This window comes from Alteromonas naphthalenivorans (assembly GCF_000213655.1).
Lineage (GTDB): Bacteria > Pseudomonadota > Gammaproteobacteria > Enterobacterales > Alteromonadaceae > Alteromonas > Alteromonas naphthalenivorans.
The window spans coordinates 3,437,156-3,461,105 of the sequence record NC_015554.1; the positions used below are offsets into that span (position 1 = coordinate 3,437,156).

20 protein-coding genes are annotated in these 23,950 nt (G+C 44.0%); 5 read left to right on the forward strand and 15 right to left on the reverse strand.

Annotated elements, in window-relative coordinates:
* Positions 1-4 precede the first annotated feature (4 nt).
* Entirely contained in the window at positions 5-1,369 is a 1,365-nt protein-coding gene (locus tag AMBT_RS14960; protein ID WP_013785473.1) for a nitrate regulatory protein, read from the forward strand.
* Here AMBT_RS14960 and AMBT_RS14965 read toward each other — a convergent pair.
* The 4 genes from AMBT_RS14965 to AMBT_RS14980 form a co-directional block, all read right to left on the reverse strand.
* Positions 1,346-1,936 (reverse strand): nucleotidyltransferase family protein, encoded by a 591-nt coding sequence (locus AMBT_RS14965; protein WP_202945444.1) that lies wholly within the window; start codon positions 1,934-1,936, stop codon positions 1,346-1,348. The two genes, AMBT_RS14960 and AMBT_RS14965, sit on opposite strands and share 24 nt — an antisense overlap.
* Positions 1,937-2,010: 74 nt before the next feature.
* Positions 2,011-2,691: a phosphatase PAP2 family protein gene (locus AMBT_RS14970; protein ID WP_013785475.1), complete on the reverse strand. Its 681-nt coding sequence runs from the start codon at positions 2,689-2,691 to the stop codon at positions 2,011-2,013.
* A gap of 92 nt (positions 2,692-2,783) precedes the next feature.
* Positions 2,784-3,098, reverse strand: coding sequence for a BolA family protein (locus tag AMBT_RS14975; protein WP_013785476.1), 315 nt, complete (start codon positions 3,096-3,098; stop codon positions 2,784-2,786).
* A gap of 7 nt (positions 3,099-3,105) precedes the next feature.
* Complete coding sequence (locus AMBT_RS14980) at positions 3,106-3,735, reverse strand: alpha-ketoglutarate-dependent dioxygenase AlkB family protein (RefSeq protein WP_013785477.1); 630 nt, start codon at positions 3,733-3,735, stop codon at positions 3,106-3,108.
* Positions 3,736-3,765: 30 nt separating this feature from the next.
* On the opposite strand from AMBT_RS14980, the gene AMBT_RS14985 reads away from it, so the two are divergent.
* Entirely contained in the window at positions 3,766-4,992 is a 1,227-nt protein-coding gene (locus tag AMBT_RS14985; RefSeq protein WP_013785478.1) for a methyltransferase, read from the forward strand.
* Between the two features lie 27 nt (positions 4,993-5,019).
* Positions 5,020-5,625, forward strand: a complete 606-nt coding sequence (locus tag AMBT_RS14990; protein WP_409513424.1) for a peptidylprolyl isomerase — start codon at positions 5,020-5,022, stop codon at positions 5,623-5,625.
* Here the strand turns inward: AMBT_RS14990 and AMBT_RS14995 are convergent.
* From AMBT_RS14995 to efp, 5 genes are all read right to left on the reverse strand, one after another.
* The gene (locus tag AMBT_RS14995; protein WP_013785480.1) at positions 5,622-6,140 is read right to left on the reverse strand and encodes a GNAT family N-acetyltransferase; all 519 of its coding nucleotides are present in this window, start codon (positions 6,138-6,140) and stop codon (positions 5,622-5,624) included. The two genes, AMBT_RS14990 and AMBT_RS14995, sit on opposite strands and share 4 nt — an antisense overlap.
* Positions 6,128-6,889: a gamma-glutamylcyclotransferase family protein gene (locus AMBT_RS15000; RefSeq protein WP_013785481.1), complete on the reverse strand. Its 762-nt coding sequence runs from the start codon at positions 6,887-6,889 to the stop codon at positions 6,128-6,130. The genes AMBT_RS14995 and AMBT_RS15000 overlap by 13 nt, the downstream gene beginning before the upstream one ends.
* Positions 6,890-6,907: 18 nt before the next feature.
* Positions 6,908-9,352 (reverse strand): TonB-dependent receptor, encoded by a 2,445-nt coding sequence (locus AMBT_RS15005; protein WP_013785482.1) that lies wholly within the window; start codon positions 9,350-9,352, stop codon positions 6,908-6,910.
* Between the two features lie 251 nt (positions 9,353-9,603).
* Complete coding sequence (gene epmA / locus AMBT_RS15010) at positions 9,604-10,572, reverse strand: elongation factor P--(R)-beta-lysine ligase (protein ID WP_013785483.1); 969 nt, start codon at positions 10,570-10,572, stop codon at positions 9,604-9,606.
* Between the two features lie 188 nt (positions 10,573-10,760).
* The gene (efp, locus tag AMBT_RS15015) at positions 10,761-11,330 is read right to left on the reverse strand and encodes an elongation factor P (RefSeq protein WP_013785484.1); all 570 of its coding nucleotides are present in this window, start codon (positions 11,328-11,330) and stop codon (positions 10,761-10,763) included.
* Positions 11,331-11,366: 36 nt separating this feature from the next.
* Between efp and epmB the strand changes: the two genes are divergently transcribed.
* A complete protein-coding gene (epmB, locus tag AMBT_RS15020) occupies positions 11,367-12,392 on the forward strand; it encodes an EF-P beta-lysylation protein EpmB (protein ID WP_013785485.1) in 1,026 nt (341 codons plus the stop codon).
* A 2-nt stretch (positions 12,393-12,394) separates the two neighbouring features.
* Here epmB and AMBT_RS15025 read toward each other — a convergent pair whose 3' ends face one another.
* Positions 12,395-12,586, reverse strand: a complete 192-nt coding sequence (locus tag AMBT_RS15025) for a hypothetical protein (protein WP_013785486.1) — start codon at positions 12,584-12,586, stop codon at positions 12,395-12,397.
* Between the two features lie 164 nt (positions 12,587-12,750).
* Here AMBT_RS15025 and AMBT_RS15030 point away from each other — a divergent pair, with 164 nt between their 5' ends.
* A complete protein-coding gene (locus AMBT_RS15030) occupies positions 12,751-13,065 on the forward strand; it encodes a hypothetical protein (RefSeq protein ID WP_013785487.1) in 315 nt (104 codons plus the stop codon).
* A gap of 109 nt (positions 13,066-13,174) precedes the next feature.
* Here the strand turns inward: AMBT_RS15030 and AMBT_RS15035 are convergent, their stop codons facing one another.
* From AMBT_RS15035 to parE, 5 genes are all read right to left on the reverse strand, one after another.
* Positions 13,175-14,527, reverse strand: a complete 1,353-nt coding sequence (locus AMBT_RS15035) for a YfiM family lipoprotein (RefSeq protein WP_013785488.1) — start codon at positions 14,525-14,527, stop codon at positions 13,175-13,177.
* A gap of 102 nt (positions 14,528-14,629) precedes the next feature.
* On the reverse strand, positions 14,630-15,307 hold the full coding sequence (locus tag AMBT_RS15040; protein WP_013785489.1) for an HAD family hydrolase: 678 nt from the start codon (positions 15,305-15,307) through the stop codon (positions 14,630-14,632).
* A gap of 142 nt (positions 15,308-15,449) precedes the next feature.
* Entirely contained in the window at positions 15,450-16,952 is a 1,503-nt protein-coding gene (locus AMBT_RS15045; protein ID WP_013785490.1) for a GAF domain-containing protein, read from the reverse strand.
* 7 nt (positions 16,953-16,959) lie between these two features.
* Positions 16,960-21,462 carry a chemotaxis protein CheB gene (locus AMBT_RS15050; protein ID WP_013785491.1) on the reverse strand — a complete coding sequence of 1,501 codons (4,503 nt, stop codon included), beginning with the start codon at positions 21,460-21,462 and terminating at the stop codon, positions 16,960-16,962.
* Between the two features lie 469 nt (positions 21,463-21,931).
* Positions 21,932-23,827 (reverse strand): DNA topoisomerase IV subunit B, encoded by a 1,896-nt coding sequence (gene parE / locus AMBT_RS15055; protein ID WP_013785492.1) that lies wholly within the window; start codon positions 23,825-23,827, stop codon positions 21,932-21,934.
* Positions 23,828-23,950 lie beyond the last annotated feature (123 nt).

Sequence of the window (23,950 nt, forward strand, 5' to 3'; positions counted from 1 at the left end):
TATCATGCAAACAAACCATGAAATAACGGCCACTACGCATTATAGCGATGCCACTAAGCGCTTCTTGCTCGCCGCGAAACGAGCTGAAATCACGGTGCTTGAGCAGTTATCAAGCAACTGCCGCATTGTTATTTCCGTTCGAAATATGGTGCATGCTCTGCAACGAGAACGTGGCGCCACCAACATTTATTTAGCGTCTAAAGGCGATAGGTTTGCAGGGCAACGTGCCACCCATATTGAAGCAAGCTGTGAAGCAGAGTCGATGTTGCGCAGCCAACTTAAATCACTGTATTTAACCGATAGCCATGATACGGCTAACCCTCGCTTGTTAAGCAGCATTACTTTAGCCCTTCAAGGTATTGATTACCTGCCCGTACTTCGTGAACAAGCGAAAAACCTGACCCTTTCACCGTTAGATTCCACCCGCGCTTATTGCCGCTTAGTGGCAGGGTTACTTACTGTAATTTTTGAAGCGGCAGATATTGCGAGCGATCCCGTCATTACCCGCCTTTTAGTTGCACTATTTAACTTTATGCAGGGGAAAGAATATGCGGGGCAAGAACGTGCATGGGGGGCTATTGGCTTTGCAGAGACGCATTTTGACAAGCGCTTGTGTGACAAGCTCAGCGCATTACAACACGCCCAGCAGCATCACTTTGCCGTGTTTAATGAATTCGCCCGCACCTGCCATAAAGAGGCTTATGAGCTTTTAGATGGCAGCCCTGCCGCACACGATATTAATCAATTACGCAAAATGATTGCACAACTTGCTGATGGCAGCCCCATTGCGGCTGAAATTAGTGAAGTCTGGTTCGATGTGGCCACACGACGTATTGATGCCATGCAAGAAATTGAAAATAAACTAACCGACAGCTTAACGAAAGAAGCGCAGACGAAAGTAAACAATGCGCATCATGAAATGAAAAACCATCAGCGGTTAATTGAAAGCTTTACCGATGAACACGCACAAGATGGCTCCCCCCTCACAATGCTATTCGACCCTAGCATGCCAGGTTTAGTGGAAGACAGTGATCTCTCATTACAACAGCATGATATGACGGGTTCGAGTAAAAACACTGATATTAGCGAACAAACACAAACCCTGTCTGCGCACCGCTCATTTTACGATTTATTGCGAGGACAAGCTCAGTATATTGAAGACATGAGCCGTGAGTTAGAAGAAGCTAAACGCGCCATCACCGAGCACAAGTTGGTGGATAGAGCCAAGCTCATTCTGATGCAGCAATTTCAATTAAATGAAAATGATGCGTATCGAAAACTACAAAAGCAGGCCATGAATGAGCATAAAAAACTTACTGATATAGCCGCTACCGTGGTTGAAATATCAAATAGAGCCAACCAACGCTGAACCCAACGTAAGTTGCGGCCACGTTAGCAGCCAATTTTTCGAGTGTACCCGCTGGGTAAATACATCGCCTCTAGGGTGGCGGGGGTTTATCGAAATCGTACCGGCAAAATTACGTGATAGCCCATAGGGCGCAAGCATATCAAACTTATCGCCCTCTTCATTTGGGCAAAGCCTAATAGCTACACAGGTTTCTTGTTCTATCCAATAGCTAATCGCTTCTTCACAGTCTTTATACGCGTTGTGGCCGTGCTTCACATGCATACGCGCCTGATTCTTCACTTGCCAGAGTGCTGAAGGTACTTGCTCAGACAGCGCATTTTCTATGTGGAGCTCTGATTTTTTTGAGGTATCTGATGGGTTGTAGTAGATAACATCGATGTCGTTTAACGGCGTAGGTTTCTTAAAGCCGTGAAGCTCATCCCATATGGCATTACGTAAAAATCCCGCCGCTAAATACCCTTGGGGCAACTTTAGCGATTTTAATGCGTTCAAGCACTGCATGCGGTAAAGATCTTCGGTTAGCATGCGGCTAACCGATAATCTAGCATCGCTTTCTGCGTTCGTCATAATAGAAGCCATTTTTTTGTAAAAGCTAATTTCATGAGGCTAATTTGAGAAGGCCAATATATGAAAGCTAAGGGTTATTTCGAATGATCAGAACGAATGCTTAAATTCCTTTGCCATTTAATCACGTAGAAACTAAATGCGGCTATCGCCCCGCCTCCTAGCCACCCCGCTATTACGTCTGTCGGCCAATGCACACCAAGCTGCACACGACTCAAACCAATAACAAATACCAATAGCGTAGTCAGAGAATATACCCATATTTTCAATTTAATTTCTGTAATAGAAAAACAAAAAAGCCTCGCTATACAGAAGTAAACAAGGGTAGACATCATGGCATGAGCAGAGGGAAAGCTTTGCGTTAATACGGTCACTTGATGGCCAGACAGCGGCGGCCTAGGACGGTCTATACCCGCTTTAAGCACAAAGGTAATCACTAAACCTGCAGCTACCGCCATTAATAGCGTAAGTGCTTTTTTTGGATGCCCAGTCAATTTCAAAAAACCAGCAACGGCAAGTGAAAAAAAGATAAGCACTTCATTACTGCCAAGCGCAGTGAAATTTTCAAAGAAGCGTTGAATCACTCCAGGCGTATCGTCCCACACCAACATTTCAATGACGGCGTTGTCAAAAGGCGCTAATACTTCCATAGTGGCAAATAGCATTAGCAGCAAAAAGCCTCCGCCTAATAACACCACCTGTACCGTAGGTGTTTTTACTATCTGCAAATACGCGTTAACCGAACTTCTTACTTCCATGTTACGTAGCGCTCCTATTGGGGCTATAGAAAATCAAAATGAATACTTAATTTAGGTTCTTAATTAAAAAATGAAACGACGATAAAAACGCGTTATGACTTACTGCCACCTAGACAGGCTGGCGATGTGAGCGCTTCGCCACCACGGGCCACCCACTCTGTTGGGGTATAAGTATGTAATGCTAGCGCATGTACGGGCCCTTTCAAGGCTTCATCGACCAACGTATTAATTTCACGATGACGAGCAATTAAACGTTTGCCTTCAAAGGCATCAGTAACTACGGTGACCTTGAAATGGCTTTGTGCACCGTCAGGCACATTGTGCATAAAGCTCTCGTCTTCCACGTTCAACAACGCAGGCGAAAGCGCGCTTGTTAGGGTTGATTCTATAAATTCTTTAACATTCATATGAAAACTACTTGGTTGAAATTAAGTGCCGGAAAGTAAGGTTAATTCTACCACCGATATGTTTAGTCGTCTTAGCAATACCGTGCAGATAATGCGATTGGGTGGTTTCCCCCATGACTAGTAAACTTCCGTGCTCTAATATTTGGGTAAAACGGGCACCGGTTTCTTTGTGTTTAAACACAAAAGGGCGAGACTCACCAAAAGTGACCGACGCAACTACGGGATTAGGTCCGAGCTCAGGCTCATCATCAGCATGCATACTCATGCTGTCTTGCCCATGTCGATACCAGTTTGCCAGCACACTGTTGAAGGGAATATCACAAACCTCGATGCATTTATCTCGAATGACCGCCAATTCAGGGGTCCAAGGTTGTGGTGCAAGCTTAATACCCGAATATTTATAAAGACACTCAGGATCACCGTGCCAAGCCTGCAATCTAGGCACGTCGAGGTATTTTCCATACATACGAATGGTGTCTTGTCGCCACGGCAAAGTGCTTTCAAACACGCCTTGGTAGTCATTCGCTTGCTCTGAGCTAATCCATTGCGGATAATAGCGCACCTCAGCTTCTGGCAACGGTAGCGTAATGGGTGAGTTTTTCGCTGCTTTCGCGTCAGTAAAAAGTGGTAATTGCATAACACCCCGATAACTTTAGACAAGAAAATAATGAATACAGAATTTTCAATGGCAGAGCGCCAGTTTACCTTAATACGCTACCCTGAAAAACATCAGCACAAAAGCCTACAAGCGTGGGACAGTGCCGATGAACTGCTTATTGAGCATGTAGAAGCGCACCTTGAAGCGCTTGTTGAAACTCAAACTGAAACATCCTCTACCTTGGGGCCCATACTCATTTTTAATGATGACTTTGGTACCCTTGGATGTTGGTTTACGCAGTATAATCCTATTTGGATTTCAGATTCGTATATTAGCTTGCGATCATTACAAGAAAACTTAGGGCGTAACCATTTGAAATCGGTTATTGATGAGGCTGGCGCGCTAACGTCACCCGTAACCAGTTTAACCAGTGTTGAAAGCCTTACTTTCATGCCAGAGAAGGCCCCCAGCGTTATCATGCTGAAAGTACCTCGCACACTGGCGTTACTTGAACAACAGCTTATCGATATTAAACGCTATGCTGCGCCTGGTACGCATATTGTGGCGGCAGGTAAAATAAAAGCCGTGACCAAGTCGGTATCCGCCTTGTTTGAGAAAATCATTGGCCCTGCTAAAACGTCCTTGGCAAAGAAAAAATCGCGATTGGTTTTTAGTACCCTTGATGAAAAAATTTCACCTATCCCTTCGCCTTATCCTGAAACATGGGAATGCAAAGGCGCCACAGGCCAAACCTTCGTATTAAAAAACCACGCAAATGTATTTTCTCGTCAGTCATTAGATATTGGTGCCCGTTTAATGCTTGAGCATATGACGGTAAGTGCTAACGAAACCGTGGTCGATTTAGGCTGCGGCAATGGAATATTAGGCGTAAACGCTTTAGCCTTGGCAGGCGACTGCAAGGTCATATTTATTGATGAGTCTTTTATGGCAGTGGAGAGTGCGCGATTAAACGTACTTGAGAATTTCCCAGACAAAATCGACCAGTGTGAGTTTATTGCCAGTAATTGCCTTGAAAGCTTGCTAGAAAAGCAACAATCGCCTTGGGTAACCAAGATATTGTGCAACCCCCCTTTCCATCAACAAAATGCCATTACCGACCATATTGCATGGCAAATGTTTAACGATTCAAAACACGCGTTAGTAAAAGGTGGCCAGTTAGTGGTGGTTGGAAACAGGCATCTTGAACATCACGTTAAACTTAAACGCATGTTTGGTGGTTCAGACGTGCTGGCAAGCGACAAAAAATTTGTTATTTTGGGCACAGCTAAACGATAAGGAATGTACATGTTAAAACCGCTTATAATGGCCTTAATTTTCTCAGCTCTCGTTTTTACGTCAGCAGCAATGAGCCCTAACGCATTGGCGGCTAAAAAAGATGATGGCTCACAAATTCAGCCAGATAACTATTACCCTAGAGTTAAAATTGAAACCACCATGGGTGATATTGTGGTTGAATTAGACCGCCGCCGTGCGCCTATTACCGTGAATAACTTTTTACGTTATGTAGACAAGCGCAGTTATGAAAACACTATTTTTCATCGTATTGTGCCAGGGTTTGTGGTGCAAGGCGGCGGCTATACCACCGATTTTGAAGGTAAGTCTAATTACCCTGAAATATTCAATGAGTCGGGAAATGGGCTAACCAATGACTTACACACCATCGCTATGGCCCGACAAGATGATCCGCATACTGCAAATCGTCAGTTTTTCTTTAACGTTAACGACAACGAAACCCTAAACCCAGGTCGAGACTGGGGCTATGCGGTTTTTGGCATGATTGTAGAAGGCGAAGATATTGTGGATGCGATGTCTGAAGTGGAGACCGAGTATTCGCTAATGCTGAACACCAACAATGTACCTATTGAGCCTATTATCATTAAAAAGGTGACTGTGCTTCCACCGTTCTAACGGCTAGCGGAATCACTGTTGCGCCAGAATAGGGTTTGAACCGGTGTGGACCTATCAATAAAGTAAGGGCCGCGTTTTTTAAACCCTAGCTGGCGTAATAGATGTTGAGAACGTTCGTTTTCGGGGTGGGTAGAGGCGGTAATGAAATGCATATCTCCTTCCATTTCCACCCAATCAATAACCGCTTTAGTTGCTTCTAACGCTATCCCCTGTTTACGCGCATCTGGTAGCAGCGCAAAGCCTAAATCAGGGCAACTGAAAACATAGCGATTAATTAGCCCACACACACCATAAGGCGCGGTGGTTTTTTTATTTCGTATTGCCAATAAGCCATATCCCCACTCACTAACCTGCGCGTTCACTCGGTCAATATAGTCAGCGGCATCTTCAACGCTCGCCACACCACGATAACCAATAAACTGCTTCCATAGCGGGTCTTGGTGCATTTCAACTAACCACAGTTTGTCAGCTTGCGTCAGTGGGCTTAATTCCAACCGTTCAGTTAGTAACAACATGAATGACTATGCCTCTGTGTGGATTGTGTTACCTTTTTTAGCAGCGTGTCTATTTGCGTTAAATGTTGCTTAGAAATAGCGGCAGCTCTTGGGTAAACGGGATTTACTCTGTCATTAATTCTAGGGTGGTTCCACCCATGAGTGTGTTCAATAAAAGCGGTAGCTTCACTTATCCCGCCATGCTCTAAGCAGCCCACTAGACAAGTATCAATGTAGGTTTGTGAAACGGGGAAGTCGCTGCTGGGGTGATGACACAGTAAAGTTTCACATAACCAGAGTTGGTGATGGCTTAACGCATCACGAAGCGCAGAAGTGAAAGAAGGTTGATTGCACAAGGAGGAACTTACATGTTCGATTGCACTGGCTGGCACTTCCACAAAGCGGTAGTTTTTTTCTCGCGCGCGCAATGAAGGGTTTACCTCGGCAGGAATAAGCTGGGCATTTAATTGAGATGTTCTATCGGCAACGGCGCCAACATAGGTTTGTTTTTCTTGCAGGCTTCGGGTAACCCATGCGCGTTTAAAACCTGAAACACGCACGGGTAAACCTTGAGTATAAATACCGGAGTGACGCTCTCGGGAATCTCGACTAAGCAAACTGCCATAACCTAGCACAATATGTTTACTTTGCTGGCTAGCTAAGGTAGCTAACCAACTGTCTTTCGCTGAATCTTTTATCGATTCATTTGCCGAGCTTTTTACCGACTCTTTAACCGAGCCGTCTGCTGCTTTTACGTCTACCAAGCGCACCCCGTTTTCGCTGCAATATTAGAACAGCGCACGTACTCCTAGCGTAAGATTACGGCCAGGTAGTGGCGCTTGATCTTTCAAAAATGATGTATGAACGCGAGCCTCTTCGTCGGTTAAATTGTTTCCTTTTGCATAAACAATCCACTCTACGCCTTGGCCACCAAATTCGTACTGAACACTGGCATCTAACAAAGTATAACCATCGGTTTGTGTTTCGTAAGACGCAACGTCATCTTGGTCATCATACCAAGTTACGCCAACATCAGCACTTAGCCCATTGCTCATATAACTGATGTTACCACCAAATCGCATAGGAGGCGTTCGAGGTAGGTTATCATCTTCAATTTCTGCGTTAATGTAATCGCTAAATACCGTTACGCGTACTTGCCCATTTACATCATAGTAGGCTTCGGCTTCCAGACCCCAGATATCCGCATCAGCTTGCTGGAAGTAGTAGATAGGTGTGCCTTCTTCTTCATGGCCTTCCTCTTCTTCTTCCTCGTGATCTTCGTGCTCTTCAGTTATTGCCAATAACCCTGTATTTGTTTGATAAATATAATCATCTGCTTGGTTATAAAACAATGAAACCGTATAGCCCCAATCGCCAGTGAATTTACGGAAAGTAACATCGATATTGGTGCTAACTTCTTTTTCTACGTCTTTTAAGTCTTCTTCAATATGACCGTCTTCATCTAAGTCAAAAACCAAACCTAGCTCGTAGCTTTGTGTGGCCAAATGCTGACCTGCAGAAAACAGCTCTTGTTGGCTAGGCGCACGCTCACTACGTGAAAGTGTAGTGGCAATTGAGCGACCTGCTGCATATTCCCAGTTTAAACCAGCAGATAAAGACGTACTGGTGAAGTCATACTTGTTGAAGCTATATGACGTGACTTGCTCTTCATGTTCTTCGTGATCCTCTTCTTCTTCATGCTCTTCTTCATCAGCATGGGTCACTTCAAGAGATAATTCACTGTCATCGGCATCGTATTCGGTGTATTCAACACGACCACCTAATTCGAAGGTCACATCACCCACGACTTTTTGCTCTACAAGGTAAACCGCATAGTTAGAAGAGGTATTTGCAGGGGTAAAGGCTTCTTCACCCTCGGCTTCATAATCACTGTGTTGGAATTGAACACCTAGCACACCATGCCAGCCATCCACTTCTTCGTGAGACACTGAAGCGCGTATATCGCTAGATTTGTTAGTGAAGATAGTCCCTTGCTCGCCATCTTCAATTTCAACATGTTCGTAATCGGTATAAGCCGCAGCAAACTTAGCATTGGTTAACCCTTTGATAGGTGAATGCCATTCGCCTGCCGCTTGATAACGTGTCATGTCTACGTCAATCAATACGCCTTCTTCTTCGTGCAACTCTTCATCATGATCTTCTTCGTCATGATCTTCTTCATCATGATCTTCATCATCGTGGTCTTCTTCATGTTCGTGACTGTGACCAGGCACGCCATAACGGTTATCAAGTTGCTCTACCGCAAAGCCAAAGTAACCTTCCTCACCAATATAAGACAAGCCAGCCGTTATATCGCTGGTTTCCATCGCAGTGCTTTCTAATACACCGTATGCTTCGTCTTCATCAGGCTCTACTGAGGCATAACCAGGAATATCAGTGTCATCTGTGTTACGAGAGTAACCATCGATATGCCATGCAAAGTTACCGCTGCCACCAGTGACATCACCGCGAGCGTATTTACCGTTATCTACTGTGCTGTAGCTAACTTCAGCCTCGCCTTCAACACCGTCCATTTGATGTTGCACAATACGCTTATCAACAATATTAACCACACCGCCAATGGCGCCGCTTCCATATTGTAATGTTGCAGGACCACGAAGCACTTCTACTTGTGTGGCACTTGCCAGGTTGCTCGTGACGTTGTGGTCAGGGCCAACACGAGATACATCAGAAACATCTAAACCGTTTTGAACAATTTTAACCCGTGGGCCATCGTTACCACGAATAATCGGGCTACTTGAAACTGGGCCAAAGTACGTACTTTGTACCCCAGGTGTATTCTTCAATGTTTCACCTAATGTCGGCGCTTCAATACGTCTAAGGCGCTCTGCGCCAATAACAGTAACGGGCGTAACAGACTCAAGTACTGAAGATTGTAATGCGGTAGCCGTCACAACAATATTTTCAACAGACGAAGGGGTAAGTGAAAAATCTACGGTTTTATCACCGACGATTTCACCAAGGTCATTGTCACCATGAATATATTGGCTTGAAAATACGTGAAGATGCACATGAGTTTGCTTAACATCGCTAAAACGGTACACACCGTTTTCATCGGTGGTAACGACTCGGCGCGTACCTTCAATGCTAACCTCGGCACCTTCAACCGGTTGACCTGATACATCGGTAACTTTACCGCTAATAACAGTCGCAAAGGATGGAGACGAGAGTAGGCCTGCTATCGTAAGACTTAGCAGTGAACGCATTTTCATAACGGTTTCCCTAACAAATTTTTATTCATTTTGACCAGTTGCATGGTCATTTTTGTGATGTTATAACATTTTGTAGGTTGGGGCGTTTATTGTCAATGGCAACTTGTCTACGATTTAACTTCATTCAACGACAAGATTATTTAATTAAGTCACTGTTTAGTGAAAACAACGCTCTGATTTGAGCTGCTACGATTACTATCTTGGGCTGGAAAAAGGTAATAGGAAGCAAGCGTTACGAGCAAAGTAAGAACCTAGGCTCTACTCACGGGAAAGTTAAGCACCTCTTGAATATGCGACGCCCCTATTTTAAGCATTAACAACCGATCTATACCTAACGCTACCCCTGCGCAGTGTGGCAAACCGTTTTCTAGCGCAGACAGAAATCGCGTATCAATGGGCTTTACAGGCTGGCCATTTTTACGACGCTTCTCATTGTCTTGCTCGAAGCGTTGTTTTTGTTCCGAAGCCTCGTTTAATTCATGAAAGCCATTCGCTAACTCTGCCCCTTTAAAATACACTTCAAACCTGTCGGCAGTACGTGAGTCTTGTGCATTGATGCGGGCGAGGGACGCTTGTGAAGCAGGAAAACCAAACACAAAACACGGCCGCTCTTGACCAATAACCGGCTCAATCGCCATTGAAAAAAGCAGTTGTAATTTACTGTCTTTATCAAGCTGTTCAGGGCTTGAAATATCGATATTGCAGTCAGCCATTTTAGCCAGAAGCATTTCATCAGTTGCGGTGAGCGGGTCAATACCCAACCGAAATTTAAACACATCTTGATAACTGATTATCTCGCCAGCATCTGTACCTAGCGTTTCTATTAATAACGCATCAACTTCCTGCATTAGGGCATGGTGGTCGAAGCCCGGTCGATACCATTCCAGCATAGTGAATTCAGGGTTATGCCAGCGCCCTTCCCCTTCATGTCGAAATGCTTTGCAGATTTGATAAATAGCTCCACTTTGACCGCACAATAGGCGTTTCATAGCAAATTCAGGAGACGTTTGTAGATAAAGGTCTACCGGTGCGCCATCCCGCGAATGATTAAACTTTGTAAGGAATGCATCGAGATGTTCATCGGTTACCGTGCCGCTGGATAATAATGGCGTTTCTACTTCCAGCACATCTCGGGTATAGAAAAAGTGTCTTATGCTACGCAGTAAATTGGCTCGTGCAATTCGAGAATCATGTGATGAGGTTGGTTGCCAGTCGTTCATGAACAGAGGTGTCTTTGCTTATTGATAAGAATGATGACAAATACGATAAACAGCTTCGGGGATTATCGATTAGTAAGCTTTATTTGGCGAATCACCCATAGGAAAAAATGTGTAACGGTAAGCGAGTTACCGATGCCAAATACGGCATCGGCTAACTGCAGCTGTTTCTTATTTCTTACTTACTTTTGTTACTTTTGCGCACGAGACGCATACTCACCAGAGCGAGTATCAACTTTAATTACTTCACCGGTTTGCACAAACAAAGGAACACGTACTACTGCGCCCGTTGTTAGTGTAGCTGGCTTACCACCTGTACCCGCTGTATCGCCTTTAAGGCCTGGGTCAGTTTCAGTAATTTCAAGTTCAACGAAGTTGGGTGGTGTTACTGTAATTGGCGTACCGTTCCACAAGGTAATAACGCACACATCGTTTTCTACCAACCACTTAACACTATCGCCTACTGCTTTTTCGTCTGCCGCGATTTGTTCGAATGTTTCGTTGTTCATAAAGTGGTAGAATTCGCCGTCGGTGTACAAGTAAGCAAGCTCAGTGTCTAAAACATCTGCGCCTTCTACTGACTCACCAGAGCGGAAAGTTTTTTCTAAAACTTTACCTGAGATAAGTTTACGAATTTTAACGCGGTTAAATGCCTGACCTTTGCCCGGCTTCACGTATTCGTTTTCTAAAATGTTACAAGGTTCACCATCCAGCATGATTTTCAGGCCGGCTTTGAACTCGTTAGTGCTGTAATTAGCCATAATTCCTCTGTCTAAACATAAGGTACAAAAAATTTCGTGGAACAAATAATACCTAAAAAAGCGATTTCTGTAGAGCATAACTGGCAAAAAGAATTAGCTAATAGCTTTACCAGCCCTGAAAAGCTGTTGTCTTTTTTAGATTTACCCAGCAAAGACTACGAACAAGACAGTAAAGCACGACGCCTTTTTCCTATGCGTGTTCCTCGGCACTTTGCCTCGTTAATGGAAAAAGGAAACCCCAACGACCCGCTTTTTTTGCAAGTGATGCCACTTAAACAAGAGTTTAGTATTGAACCGGGTTACACGAAAGATCCGTTAGAAGAACACGATACTGCTGGTAAAGGTTTGCTACATAAGTACGACTCTCGCGTATTATTAATGGTACGTACTGGATGTGCGGTTAATTGCCGTTATTGTTTTCGCAGACACTTTCCATATGCCGATAACGCGGTGAATAAAGCCCAGTGGCAAGAGGCATTAGATTACATTGCTGGCAACCCAGCGATTAACGAAGTGATTTTTTCGGGCGGCGATCCGCTAATGGCAAAAGATGATCACCTAGCCGCATTAGCAAAAGAAATCGCCGCAATACCGCATATTAAACGACTTCGTATTCACACCCGTTTACCGGTTGTACTGCCCGAACGCCTCGACAATGCTTTTTTTGACTGGTTTACTCAGCTGCCTATTCAAAAAATACTCGTATTGCATGCTAATCATTCAAATGAAGTATCACCAGCACTTAAGAGCCGCTTAGAAAAATTGCGCACTCACGGTGTTACCTTGTTAAACCAATCGGTGTTACTAAAAGATGTGAATGACTCAGCGGATGCAGTGTGTGAATTAAGTGAGCGTTTATTTGATGCAGGGGTTATGCCCTACTATTTGCATGTACTTGATAAAGTAGAAGGGGCAAGTCACTTTTATGTTAGTGACGACAAGGCGAGACAAATTATGCAGGAAGCGATAAAGCGCCTACCAGGTTTCCTTGTGCCTAAACTCGTTAGAGAGATAGGCGCTCAGCCTGGCAAAACGCCTATCGACTTACATTTACATCCCTAACCTTAAGCGAAAGTATCTATATTTGCGCCTACAGCAGGATTAGAAGATGTTGATTTTGGTACGTCAGCTGAATTTTCTAACAGCTGAAGCGCCGCTTTTCCTTCTTGCTCTTGTTGACCCTTGGCCAACTTAAGCGAAGCGAGTTCAAGTGACGCACCGGACGTTCCAGAGGCACTAGCACCTTGTAGATCCATACCGTTTTCCTTTGTTGCTTGAAGCAAAGTAAAAAAATAGGCAAAATTGCCCACCTTCGAGGTTATCGGCCAGATATGCTGAAACTTTAATCTAATTTTACACTGCTTTTTTCAGGCGACTTTTGTGAGACGTCTTTTACGGGGCTTCTTTTACAGGAAAAGATATGCAAGCTATTCACCAACAACTACAAGATACTATCCAGACCCTTTACCGTAAGGCGGTGGATGCAGATCAGGCATTGGATCGTTTGCAAAAAGACAGTCAAGGTAAGTTTGCCGCCGTATTTGCAGCAGATAGCCCGTTCACCACACAAGCAAAACGCTTCGGCCCTTATGTAGAAGAGATTGCGTTAGATTGGCAAGCTTTGAAAGACATGACAGAGGAAGAAGCAAAAGCAGCTCTGCCCGCACTGATTAAAAAGATTGAATTGGCACTCACTACCGTCTCTCAATTTCAGCAGTCATTGGCAAGTAAATAGACGCGCTTTTTAACCTACAAATACCTTTAACCTATAAATTTCCATGCTACCTTGACTCGTATTTAGGTAGCATGGCTTGCTAGATTTAGGCTCAAAGGGCTAGCGCACGCTATTTGTGTTCCCCGGCATCACCCGCTTCAATTTGATTTATTAAATTCCCTTCAGCATGCGCCTTCTGATACATAGGCACTTGTTTGATAAGGCGCTTAATCTCAGCCACTTCATTTAAATAAGCTTCACTGTCTACACGTCCATACTTCTCGGTAAACGCTTGCTTACTTAATCCTTCAGGAAAGGCTTTTATCGCTGGAACAATATCGGAATCAGATTGGATTCGTGCCACAGCATTTTGCGTACTTTCGGCATGCTCAGGCATGGTCGCCACTCGGGCAAATTGTGAGCCCGACATGTCGGCACCTAAATCCACAAAACTGTAGCCTGAACCACCTGTGCCTCTGTCCATTAACTCTTTAAATTCACCAATTGCCCACGACATGTCTTGCTCGGCAAGTAACTCTAGGGCGGCGGAAATAATGAAATGACGGGCTAAGTCGTTACGCGCTAATAAAATAGCAGGGGCACGAGGCTTTAATGCTTTTGTCGGATCGGGCTGTAAGTCGCCCACTAAGCTACCAATACGATAGTGCCCCACATACGCTGCAAGAGCCAAAATCACCGCTTTGTTATGTAGTGCTGCCTCTTGTGGCGAGTTACTTTGCTCTCTTGCGCGAGCCATGCCTTCCCGTAAATACTCAATAAGAGGCACTGGTTGCTTTGATAGCGCTAAATCTCGCCCTGAAATATAACGCAAATAATAAGCGGCAAGGGTTTGAAGCTCTGTTTCTTCTTGAACGCCCATATTGTTAGACACCACGGTAAGCTCTTCTAACAAAGAGGCCAGTGGCGCAGTATGTAAAGACACCTCACCGCGGCGCATGGTCACTCTTTCAACCCGCGTCAGGGCAATGGTGGCAATTTCAGACTTAGTCCAATAATTTATCCCCTTTTCAGCAAACGAGAGCATGAGAGGCCCAGACAACGACAAATCCCCCACACTAATATAATCAATTTGCAGGCTATCGCCGGGTAAAATTAACGCTGAAACATTGAAATATAAATCAACACTGCTGGGTGAAAAGGTAAAAGTAATAGTACTGCCCACTTCAGTTACGTTCACGACGCCACTAAAATTAGGCACGGCCCGCTGCAACACCCCGACTAAGCTTTCAATCTGGGTTTCGGTTAGATGAATAACGTGGTTAGAACTTCGCTGAGTGAACGCATTTTGTAACTGAGACAGCAAGTCGTTAACGCTGTCTGCGCCATCTAATTGGTTTGGTGCACTAGATACCACCAATGGCGAACGCTGAACCACAGCGACGCTTACCCCTATCAATATAACAAAGGTAACCACGAATAGAGTCACAACGACACCAAGAATCCAACGACCCACACTTCTCATGATTTAATCACTTCCCAAACACCATGAATACATACCACCACGACCTTACCTAAACGCTACGTTGTGAAGAATAGAAATAGTAGCTAAATCTAGTGTTTATGACTAGCGACCTGTGATTTCTTGTTCTAACCATAATGGTAAGCTTTCGTAACGAGAGGTCGCTTTCGAAAAATCATGGGTGGCCGATTGTGTGGTTGGAATAACCACACAAGGTATTTCTGCCGATACCGCTGATTGCATGCCGGTGTGGGTATCTTCAATGGCGACACACTGCGCTGCTGAAACCCCTAACTTTTCCATGGCCAGCTGGTAGCAATCGGGGGCAGGCTTACTGTAAGTAACATCTTCTACCGCCGCCACACATGAAATGTATTGAGCTAGGCCATAATTTGCGAGGGTTTTCTCTACCGACAAAGTACTTCCCCCAGTCACAATTCCTATTGTGTAGCCTTTATCTGCGCACGCCTTGATGGTTTCAGCAGCGTGTGGCATAAGTGGGAAAGCTTGCTGTGAAAGATACGCTTCAATTTTTTCGTGTTTCTTTTTGGCCAATCGCTCAGGGGTTTCGTCTAATGAGAAATGCTCAACGACATCTTTGGCATTTTGCTTAACCGGTATACCCGCCATTGCTTTACAGTAAAATTCATCTGTTAGCTCTGCACCATAACTGGCCACTATTTCTTGCCACAGTGTAAAGTGGACGCGCTCTGAATTAATCAAGGTACCATCATGATCAAACAATAGCGTGGTAGTGTTATTGGAAACGGAAGAACTTGCCATCGGCTCACCTCGAATATGAATAAATGTTAAAACGATTTTCCAACTACTTGCGTGAATGATTGTTAAAACATGCAGTGGTAACTGTACTTGAAAAAAAGAACCTCCAATCAGGAGGTTCTAGATAGACTGTCAGACTAAATACCTATCGTGTTAGCGTTCGGATTAACGATGCCCGCAGTTTTTTGGAAAACAAAATATCTCGCTTAGTCCACGGTAAGCTTTGCTCACCATCAATTTCACTCCACCGATCAAATGACGCTCGTGGTGACAGCATGCCTTGTTCATTAACGTCTTTTTCCGGTTTACCAGCCCAACGGGTAATTTGCGATTCGGGCTGTCTAAAGATATACAATCGCGCTTTAGCTAATTCGTAGTTCATACGAATTAGCATTACGCCTCTGACATTTTCTGGGTCTAATGCCTCTAACCCAGCATACTGACGAATATCTTGGGTGTGCAGGATGACATCAGACGTGTCTGACTGAAAGGCTTTATCGATACGTTTTAGTTGAGCAATGTCATAACCATTATCATCACTAACATACCACTGCCCATTTATAAAAATGGCAGCCCCGCACGCGGTGAAATCTCGTTTTACGTCTTCTAAAAACGCTTGAGTTGCTTGAGCATCTTTTAAGCGAAGCTTATGCGTAATTGCCCCAACTTTCTCATCCAATGACGTGAGCAATTGCAGGCGCTTTTTCGATTTGTGCGTGGAATACACCATAGAGAAATACTTCACCAGCATTTCCGCTTGATGGCGCAATTGCGCATCTATGTGCGATTCGGTGCTATTGTGACACGACACTAAGCCCCACAATTTACCGGTTTGAATGATGGGAATAGAAAATGATGTAGCCACACCCATATTCTGCATGTATTCGCCATGAATTGGCGACACACTTCGTAAATCCGAATACGTTAAGTTTAGCGGTTGTTCTGCTTGATTCAGAAAGTCAGCGGGCGGTGTGGCACTACTAGCAATATATCGTGACGGATTCTCATAATACATTTGACGGGCAATAGCAGGTATGTCCGATGCTGGAAATTTTAATCCAAGATACTTTGGTGCCCCTTCAATCACTTTTTCAGCCACGACTTCGCCACTCCAAAGCTCATTAAAGCGATAAAGCAGTATACGTTCGCAGGGCAGAAACTCATCAAGGGTTGCGATAAGTTGCTCCCAAAAATCTTTATCTTCCCAATGCTGTTCGATGGTCGGAAGTATTGAGGATCTTAATTGTAAGTACTGACGCTGAGAAATATTGGCAACACTAGACTCTATCTCAATTAAGATACCTTCGTCGCTACGATGGCTTCTGAAATTCAATACCTTATCGTTTAGGGGCTCGTTAAAGGCATAAGCTCTATCGCCGGCCTTAGACCCTAAATTATACAGTAAACTTAACGGCAACCAGTCGAGTGATTTTACTGGGCAGCCCACCAGTTCAGAGGGCGAAAGTTGAATAAAGTGGGCCAAATTACTACTAGCGGCAGTGACCTGCAAAGATTCACTATCGATAAAGAACGCACCGCCAAATTGCTGAACCTTGCCACTTAAATGCAAAGCCTCTTTTTCACAATTCTCAACCAAGGCGTCCATCTCAGCATTGTGCTTATTAAAGGTAGTCGTATCAGGGTTCATAATATTATTAACTAATTTGTTTATTAAGCTCTGCGCATGTAAGCATAGGCGAAAAAACAAGCCCCTGTACTACATCGCACCCGATATCCCGTAAGTAATCGAGTTGCTGCTGAGTTTCAACTTTATCCGCGATGATTTTAAGGCCTAGTGCTTTTCCTGCATTAATCAAAGCGTGAATAAGTTTGTTTGAATCATTGTTATCGCTAACGTCGGTCAATAATCGGCTGGATAGCTTAATTTCACTCGCTCCGCTTTGTTGAAGCTGAGATATTGCACTCTTGTACAGGCCATAGTCGTCAATACTAATCACACTGCCCATCGAGGCCAATGTCCTCAACCGATGGTAAATTCGCTCTTCACCACTTTCAATATCTTTTTCAGATACTTCGAATTTAAATAGACCCGGGGTAAGTTCATAACGGTCTAGTACTGCCACAAAGTTTTTAATAAAATCAGATGTAAGCAACTGCGATCCAGATAAATTAATCGCTATGGCGGGCAGTTTACTGCCAAGTTGAATATATTGAGCAATTTCTCGCGCAACCAACTCAACCGCATGAAAGCCTATGGTTTCAATCAGTTTTCCGCGCTCGGCAATATTAATAAATGACTCAGCATTAAGTACTTCACCGTCGCTATTTTTATAACGCAGTAATGCCTCGGCGCCAACTATGGCGTTCGACGTAGGCTCAAACTGAGGTTGGTACACCATTGAAAACTGTTTACCATCTAATGCTACTTTAAGCTGTTTTTCGACTTCTAAACGGGCTAATGCCTGCTCTTTCATCTTCGCGGTAAAGTACTGATATTGATTGCGACCAGAAGATTTCGCTAAATACATGGCTTCATCTGCGTGCTGCAAGAGTATTTCTGAGCTGATCCCATCTGCAGGGTAAACGGCAATACCGATGCTCGCAGAAACCGAAATAGAATGGGTAGATACATCAAACTCGTTTTGAACCTGACTAATGATACGCTTTGCAATATCATCAATTTCGTCAATGTGAGAGGCCGATATTAAGGCTACAAATTCATCACCGCCAATTCTCGCCAACATATCTGTGTCGCGTATACATTGTTGTAGTCGCTTAGTAACCTGCTTAAGGAGCAAGTCACCCACCTTATGACCTAAGTTGTCGTTAACCGGCTTAAAGTTATCTAAGTCAACAAAGAGTACACCGCATAATTGCTTGCTACGCTTCGCCCCACTAATCATGAGTTCAAGACGTTCAAGTAACACGGTTCTATTGGGTAGACCTGTCAGCTCGTCATGGGTAGCGAGATATTCAATGCGGCGCTGCATATTTTTTATCTCATCAATATTGCTGTAGGCCGCAACATAATTAACAATGTCACCATTTGCGTCTTTTACCGCATTATATGAAAGCCACATTTTCACATGACTACCATCTTTCACTTTGTTAATGACTTCGCCTTGCCAAAACCCTCTCTCTGTCAACGACGCATCCATTGCTGCAAAAAAGTCTTTTGAATGCTCACCCGACTCTAACAGCTCTGGTTTTTTGCCAATCAACTCCTGCTGAGAAAAGCCTGTTAATTCAGCAAATGTCTCGTTAGTGGTAAGAATGCGCTGATTGGCATCAGTAACAAGAATAGCTTCACTGGTACGCTCAAATATCTTGCCAGCTAAACGCAATTGTTCATTGGCATGTAGCTCTTTTGAAATATCTGTTGCTTGGGTACAAATTGACTTTATGGTGCCTTCGGCATCAAAAATAGGGAATCGCACACTTTTGATAATAACTTTACCGGCCCGCAAGGTGAACTCATCAAGGGTTTCTACCGGTGACAAAGTACGCATTGTATCTAAGTCTTTTTCACGGAACTGACGGGCAGTATCACGCTCAAAAATTTGAAGATCAGTTTTGCCAATCACATCTTGCGCGGTTACGCCAAAGACTTCTTCAAACCGAGCGTTCACAAACTCATATCGACCCGCATTATCTTTAAGTGCAATTAACGCCAATGAGTTATTCATAATAGATAAAAGCTGCTCTTGGCTTTTTTCAATTCGTTCGTGGGCAATGACCAATTCTGAGTTATCAATAATAACTAGAACAGCCCCAGTGATGCGCTCTCGACTGTTTAGAATTGGCGTAATGAATACATTGTAAGTTTCTTGGCTTGATGGCTTGATCACCATGCTCGTATTTACCCCATTACGCAGGGTTTTACTTAAGCGCTTTTCAATGTCTTCAAAATAGCCGGGGAAATTAAGCGAGTACATCGGCTTTTTAAACGAGCCATTATTTAAATGAAAACGGCGATTGGCTGCGTCATTGGTTCGACTTAAGCAGGTATCGGTATCAAAGACCAAGATTGGAAAATCTAACGTGTTGTAAACGCTCATCAACTCACTGTTTATCGCACCTAAATCAGCAGATTTCCGCATGCTTTCTTCATTTACGCTAATGAGTTCTTCGTTAGTAGCCTGAAGCTCTTCGTTGGTGGCTTCAAGCTCTTCGTTATTCGCTTGTAGCTCTTCGTTAGCGGCTTGCACTTCTTCATTAAGTGCCTGCATTTCTTCCGCTGAGGCAGCCATTTCTTCGGTAAGCGTTTGTAGTTGCTCTCGAGCTGCAATTAATTCAGCAACATCAGCTTCATTGGTTGCCGTCGGCTCTTTGGGCTCGGCATCAATAATAGTGTCGTATTCATAAAAATTAACTAAGTAGTGCTGAGGACTTTGGTTTTCTAGCGGGAGCACCCGTAACTTCCACAGCCGACTATCATCGTCGGCTAAGCGCTTAGCTCGACTTATTGCTATTTCACCAGTACGACTTGCCTTATTCACGCAAGAAATCAAGTCTGCGGCAAAAGGCGCAGCAATGAGTTTCGATAAGTTAAGATCGGGCACCCCAGATGGGAACGTAATAAAGCGTTGTAAGTTGCCATGTGAGTGCAAAATGGCAAACCTTTCACTGATGAGTAAACTTGGCCCGAAGCTATCTAGTACAGAGCGAGTGAAAATATTTTCGTAGCTGTTAGTGATAGCCGTTTTCGTTTTAGTTATATCTACATGGCTTTTTAGCATTTTCGGCAGTGAGGGAGGCTTAGACGCCTCGCTTACTTTAAAAATTCTACTGCGCCTATCAAGGGCAACAAAGATATCTTCTGTCGAGCCAATCGATTCAGACTTACCTAAAAAGAGAATACCTTCTTTGGTTAACGAATAACGAAACAGCGATAACACCCGCTGCTGTAAATCGCTATTAAAGTAGATAAGTACATTTCTAAACGACACCATGTCAAGGTGTAAAAATGGCGGATCTCGCGTGATGTCCTGACGAGAAAAGGTGATTACATCACGCAGTAATTTTTGCGGGTAATACGCATTGTCAGCATACCGAAAGTACTTGTCGGTTAAATCCGATGAAAGGCTTGCAATGGCCTGAACAGAATAGGCCCCTTTGCGGGCAACTGAGAGTGCATGTTCATCGATATCAGTCGCAAAAATCTGCAAGTTGGCATCAATACCTTGCTTCTCAATAGCTTCAAGAAACAAGATGGCTAATGAGTATGCCTCTTCTCCAGTGGCACATCCTGCTACCCATAAACGAATAGCATCGCCGCTGTTTTTGTTTTCTACAATACTCTCAATATGTGTCTTGATAGCGTTAAATGCAGTGTTGTCTCTGAAAAAGTCGGTAACTGAAATTAATAGCTCTTTCGACAATGCTATAACTTCATCGGCGTTATTGTCTAAATAGGTCAAATAAGAGGGTAAATCTTCAGTTTGTGTGGCAATTAAACGACGATTCACTCTGCGCAACAAGGTCGATTGTTTGTAAAAACTGAAATCTATTTTGGTCGCCGTTCTTATCTTTCCGTAGAGTTCACTCATTAATTCACTTCGAGTGTCTTCCTGCACCGCTAAGAAATTACGCGCGATGTTTTGCGAAATATGTGCAATTTCTTGCCCCATTTCTTGGGGTTCAAGAATTGAATCCACAGCCACATTTTCAAGCGCCGCTTTGGGCATGCCATCATATTTTGCAGAGGCTGGGTCTTGCACAAAGGCAAACCCACCGACACCTTTAATGGCCTTAAGCCCTCTGGCACCATCGCTGCCAGTACCCGATAAGATAACGCCAATTGCGTGATCGCCAATTTCATCAGCTAATGATTCAAACAAGAGGTTAACGGAGGGCTTAGGAGATAGTTCATCCGGTGATTTATCGAGGTGTAAATACCCCTCTTTGTATTTAAGGTGGTAACCCGGTGGCCCCACATAAATGGTGTTTGCTTTAATTTTGCAATGCGGCGTAGCCTCAACCACAGGGTATTCAGTTTCTCGCGCCAATATTTCCGTCATTTGGCTTTTATGAGTAGGAGATAAATGCTGAGCAATAATAAAAGACGCATTGATGGCTTTTGGTAATTCGCTTACCAGATTGATTAATGCTTCTATTCCGCCCGCTGAAGAGCCTACGCCAACAATAAAAGGAGCTATCTCAGGTTTAGTCGCCCGCGATGACGGTAAAGATTCCATACTACATTTAGCTCCGTTTGAGTTAACTGAATGCTAATGCGAACATTCAGTATTTGCGGCATCTTCACCGCATCTAATACGCTTACTATACCAGTAACTAGCACTCCAGAAATATACCAAAGTCTAATATTATTACGTTAAATAAAACGTGTTATGCGCCTAAAAGGTTCAAACACCTCAAAGTTTATGTTGAAAACTAACGAAAATATCAGGGTAACTCGCTAGTATTAGTTAAATAATTTCTCGGTATTATTTGGTAACTATTTCATCACCCTAAATATAGTTTCGATATCGAGGCGCTAAACAGGAAGATATTAGTGAAGTGGAGCAGCAAAGAAGCTTGAAAGTAATGGGTAAATGCATATCTATTGATAGGCGAATTGCTTGAGGAATTAATACGTGAACGACGAAAGGGATTGGACAGAGTGAAGCCATATCGATACCGATATGGCTAACAGGCAAGCAAAGGTTAAACGCCGACTTCCGCCATATTTCCTTTGCTTTCAAGCCAGATTTTTCTGTCGCCAGAACGTTTTTTGGCTAACAGCATGTCCATCAACTCTAGCATTTCTGCCGAGTCTTCTATCGTGAGTTGAACTAACCTACGGGTATTGGGATCCATAGTAGTTTCACGAAGCTGTAACGGGTTCATTTCACCTAGCCCTTTAAAGCGCTGAACGTTTACTTTACCGCGTTTTTTCTCTGCTTCTATACGATCCAATATGCCTTTTTTCTCGCCTTCATCCAGCGCATAGAAAACTTCTTTGCCCACATCGATACGAAATAAAGGTGGCATGGCCACATAAACATGGCCTTGGTCGACTAGCGTTCTAAAGTGCTTCACAAACAATGCACACAGCAAGGTAGCAATATGCAGTCCGTCGGAGTCGGCATCCGCTAATATACAAATTTTACCGTACCGTAAACCTGATAAATCGGTAGAATCTGGGTCGATACCTAACGCTACTGATATATCGTGAATTTCTTGTGATGCTAATACCTGTGAAGAGTCTACTTCCCAGCTATTAAGGATTTTACCGCGAAGGGGCATGATAGCTTGGAATTCTCGGTCTCTAGCTTGTTTGGCAGAACCACCTGCTGAATCACCTTCCACTAGAAAAAGCTCAGAGTAGGAAATGTCTTGAGACGAACAATCGGTTAATTTACCTGGCAGTGCTGGCCCTTGGGTGACCTTTTTACGCGCCACTTTTTTGTTTTGACGTAATCGGCGCTGTGCATTGTTGATACACATATCTGCCAAGGCTTCGGCCACTTCGGTATGTTGGTTTAACCACAAGCTAAACGCGTCTTTTACCACGCCAGAGACAAAAGCAGATGCTTGGCGTGACGACAAGCGCTCTTTGGTTTGCCCTGCAAATTGTGGGTCTTGCATTTTGGTAGACAAAATATAAGCACATCGGTCCCAGATATCATCCGGTGACAGCTTCACCCCACGAGGCATTAAGTTTCTAAATTCACAAAACTCGCGCATAGACTCTAACAAGCCTTGGCGCATACCATTTACATGGGTACCGCCTTGGGCAGTAGGGATAAGGTTAACGTAACTTTCGGTGGTTAACTCACCGCCTTCAGGCAGCCACATTACCGCCCAATCAGCGCCTTCGGTGTTACCTTTAAAGCTACCTACAAAAGGGACATCAGTAGGAAGTGTTTCGTATTCTTGTACCGCTTGATACAAGTAATCTTGCAAACCATCTTCGTAGTACCATTCTTGTGAATCTTTGGCGATTTTATTGTCAAAACGAATACGTAAACCTGGGCTTAGTACGGCCTTTGCACGAAGATTATGAATAAGACGGCTGGCTGAGAATTTTGCTGAATCGAAGTATTGCGGATCGGGCCAAAAATGTACCCGGGTACCAGTGTTACGTTTGCCGCACGTATCTATTACCGCAAGTTCTTCAATTTTATCGCCATTGGCAAAGGCAATTTGATACACGTTACTGTCACGACGAATAGTGACTTCTACCCGTGTGGAGAGGGCGTTCACCACTGAAATGCCCACACCGTGTAACCCCCCAGAAAACGCATAGTTTTTGTTGGAGAATTTTCCCCCAGCATGTAGCTTACTTAAAATAAGTTCTACACCAGAGATTTTCTCTTCCGGGTGGATATCCACCGGCATACCACGGCCATCATCAATGACTTCAAGAGATTGGTCTTCATGCAAGATAACTTTAATGTTGGATGCATGACCTGCTAAGGCTTCATCCACACTGTTATCGATAACCTCTTGGCCCAAATGGTTGGGACGAGTGGTATCGGTATACATGCCTGGGCGGCGCTTAACCGGGTCGAGACCGTTTAAGACTTCAATTGCATCAGAGTTATATTGATTTGACATAGTTATGGTTATTATTTAAGCCAGCAACAAGGGTTAACGTACGCAGAAGACAACTGCAACGCAAGATAAATTGATGTTACCAAGGCTTGCCTACCCTCGCAATGAAAAGGCGAAAGTCAGCAA

Bases quoted from the DNA above. Each gene is read 5' to 3' on its own strand.
- AMBT_RS14985 (WP_013785478.1), top strand. From the start codon at position 3,766: ATGAATACAGAATTTTCAATGGCAGAGCGCCAGTTTACCTTAATACGC.
- AMBT_RS14960 (WP_013785473.1), top strand. From the start codon at position 5: ATGCAAACAAACCATGAAATAACGGCCACTACGCATTATAGCGATGCC.
- AMBT_RS14970 (WP_013785475.1), bottom strand. From the start codon at position 2,691: ATGGAAGTAAGAAGTTCGGTTAACGCGTATTTGCAGATAGTAAAAACA.
- epmA (WP_013785483.1), bottom strand. From the start codon at position 10,572: ATGAACGACTGGCAACCAACCTCATCACATGATTCTCGAATTGCACGA.
- AMBT_RS15025 (WP_013785486.1), bottom strand. From the start codon at position 12,586: ATGGATCTACAAGGTGCTAGTGCCTCTGGAACGTCCGGTGCGTCACTT.
- AMBT_RS15005 (WP_013785482.1), bottom strand. From the start codon at position 9,352: ATGAAAATGCGTTCACTGCTAAGTCTTACGATAGCAGGCCTACTCTCG.
- AMBT_RS14975 (WP_013785476.1), bottom strand. From the start codon at position 3,098: ATGAATGTTAAAGAATTTATAGAATCAACCCTAACAAGCGCGCTTTCG.
- AMBT_RS14965 (WP_202945444.1), bottom strand. From the start codon at position 1,936: ATGACGAACGCAGAAAGCGATGCTAGATTATCGGTTAGCCGCATGCTA.
- parE (WP_013785492.1), bottom strand. From the start codon at position 23,827: ATGTCAAATCAATATAACTCTGATGCAATTGAAGTCTTAAACGGTCTC.
- AMBT_RS15035 (WP_013785488.1), bottom strand. From the start codon at position 14,527: ATGAGAAGTGTGGGTCGTTGGATTCTTGGTGTCGTTGTGACTCTATTC.
- AMBT_RS15045 (WP_013785490.1), bottom strand. From the start codon at position 16,952: ATGAACCCTGATACGACTACCTTTAATAAGCACAATGCTGAGATGGAC.
- AMBT_RS14995 (WP_013785480.1), bottom strand. From the start codon at position 6,140: ATGTTGTTACTAACTGAACGGTTGGAATTAAGCCCACTGACGCAAGCT.
- AMBT_RS14980 (WP_013785477.1), bottom strand. From the start codon at position 3,735: ATGCAATTACCACTTTTTACTGACGCGAAAGCAGCGAAAAACTCACCC.
- AMBT_RS15030 (WP_013785487.1), top strand. From the start codon at position 12,751: ATGCAAGCTATTCACCAACAACTACAAGATACTATCCAGACCCTTTAC.
- efp (WP_013785484.1), bottom strand. From the start codon at position 11,330: ATGGCTAATTACAGCACTAACGAGTTCAAAGCCGGCCTGAAAATCATG.
- AMBT_RS15040 (WP_013785489.1), bottom strand. From the start codon at position 15,307: ATGGCAAGTTCTTCCGTTTCCAATAACACTACCACGCTATTGTTTGAT.
- AMBT_RS15050 (WP_013785491.1), bottom strand. From the start codon at position 21,462: ATGGAATCTTTACCGTCATCGCGGGCGACTAAACCTGAGATAGCTCCT.
- AMBT_RS14990 (WP_409513424.1), top strand. From the start codon at position 5,020: ATGGCCTTAATTTTCTCAGCTCTCGTTTTTACGTCAGCAGCAATGAGC.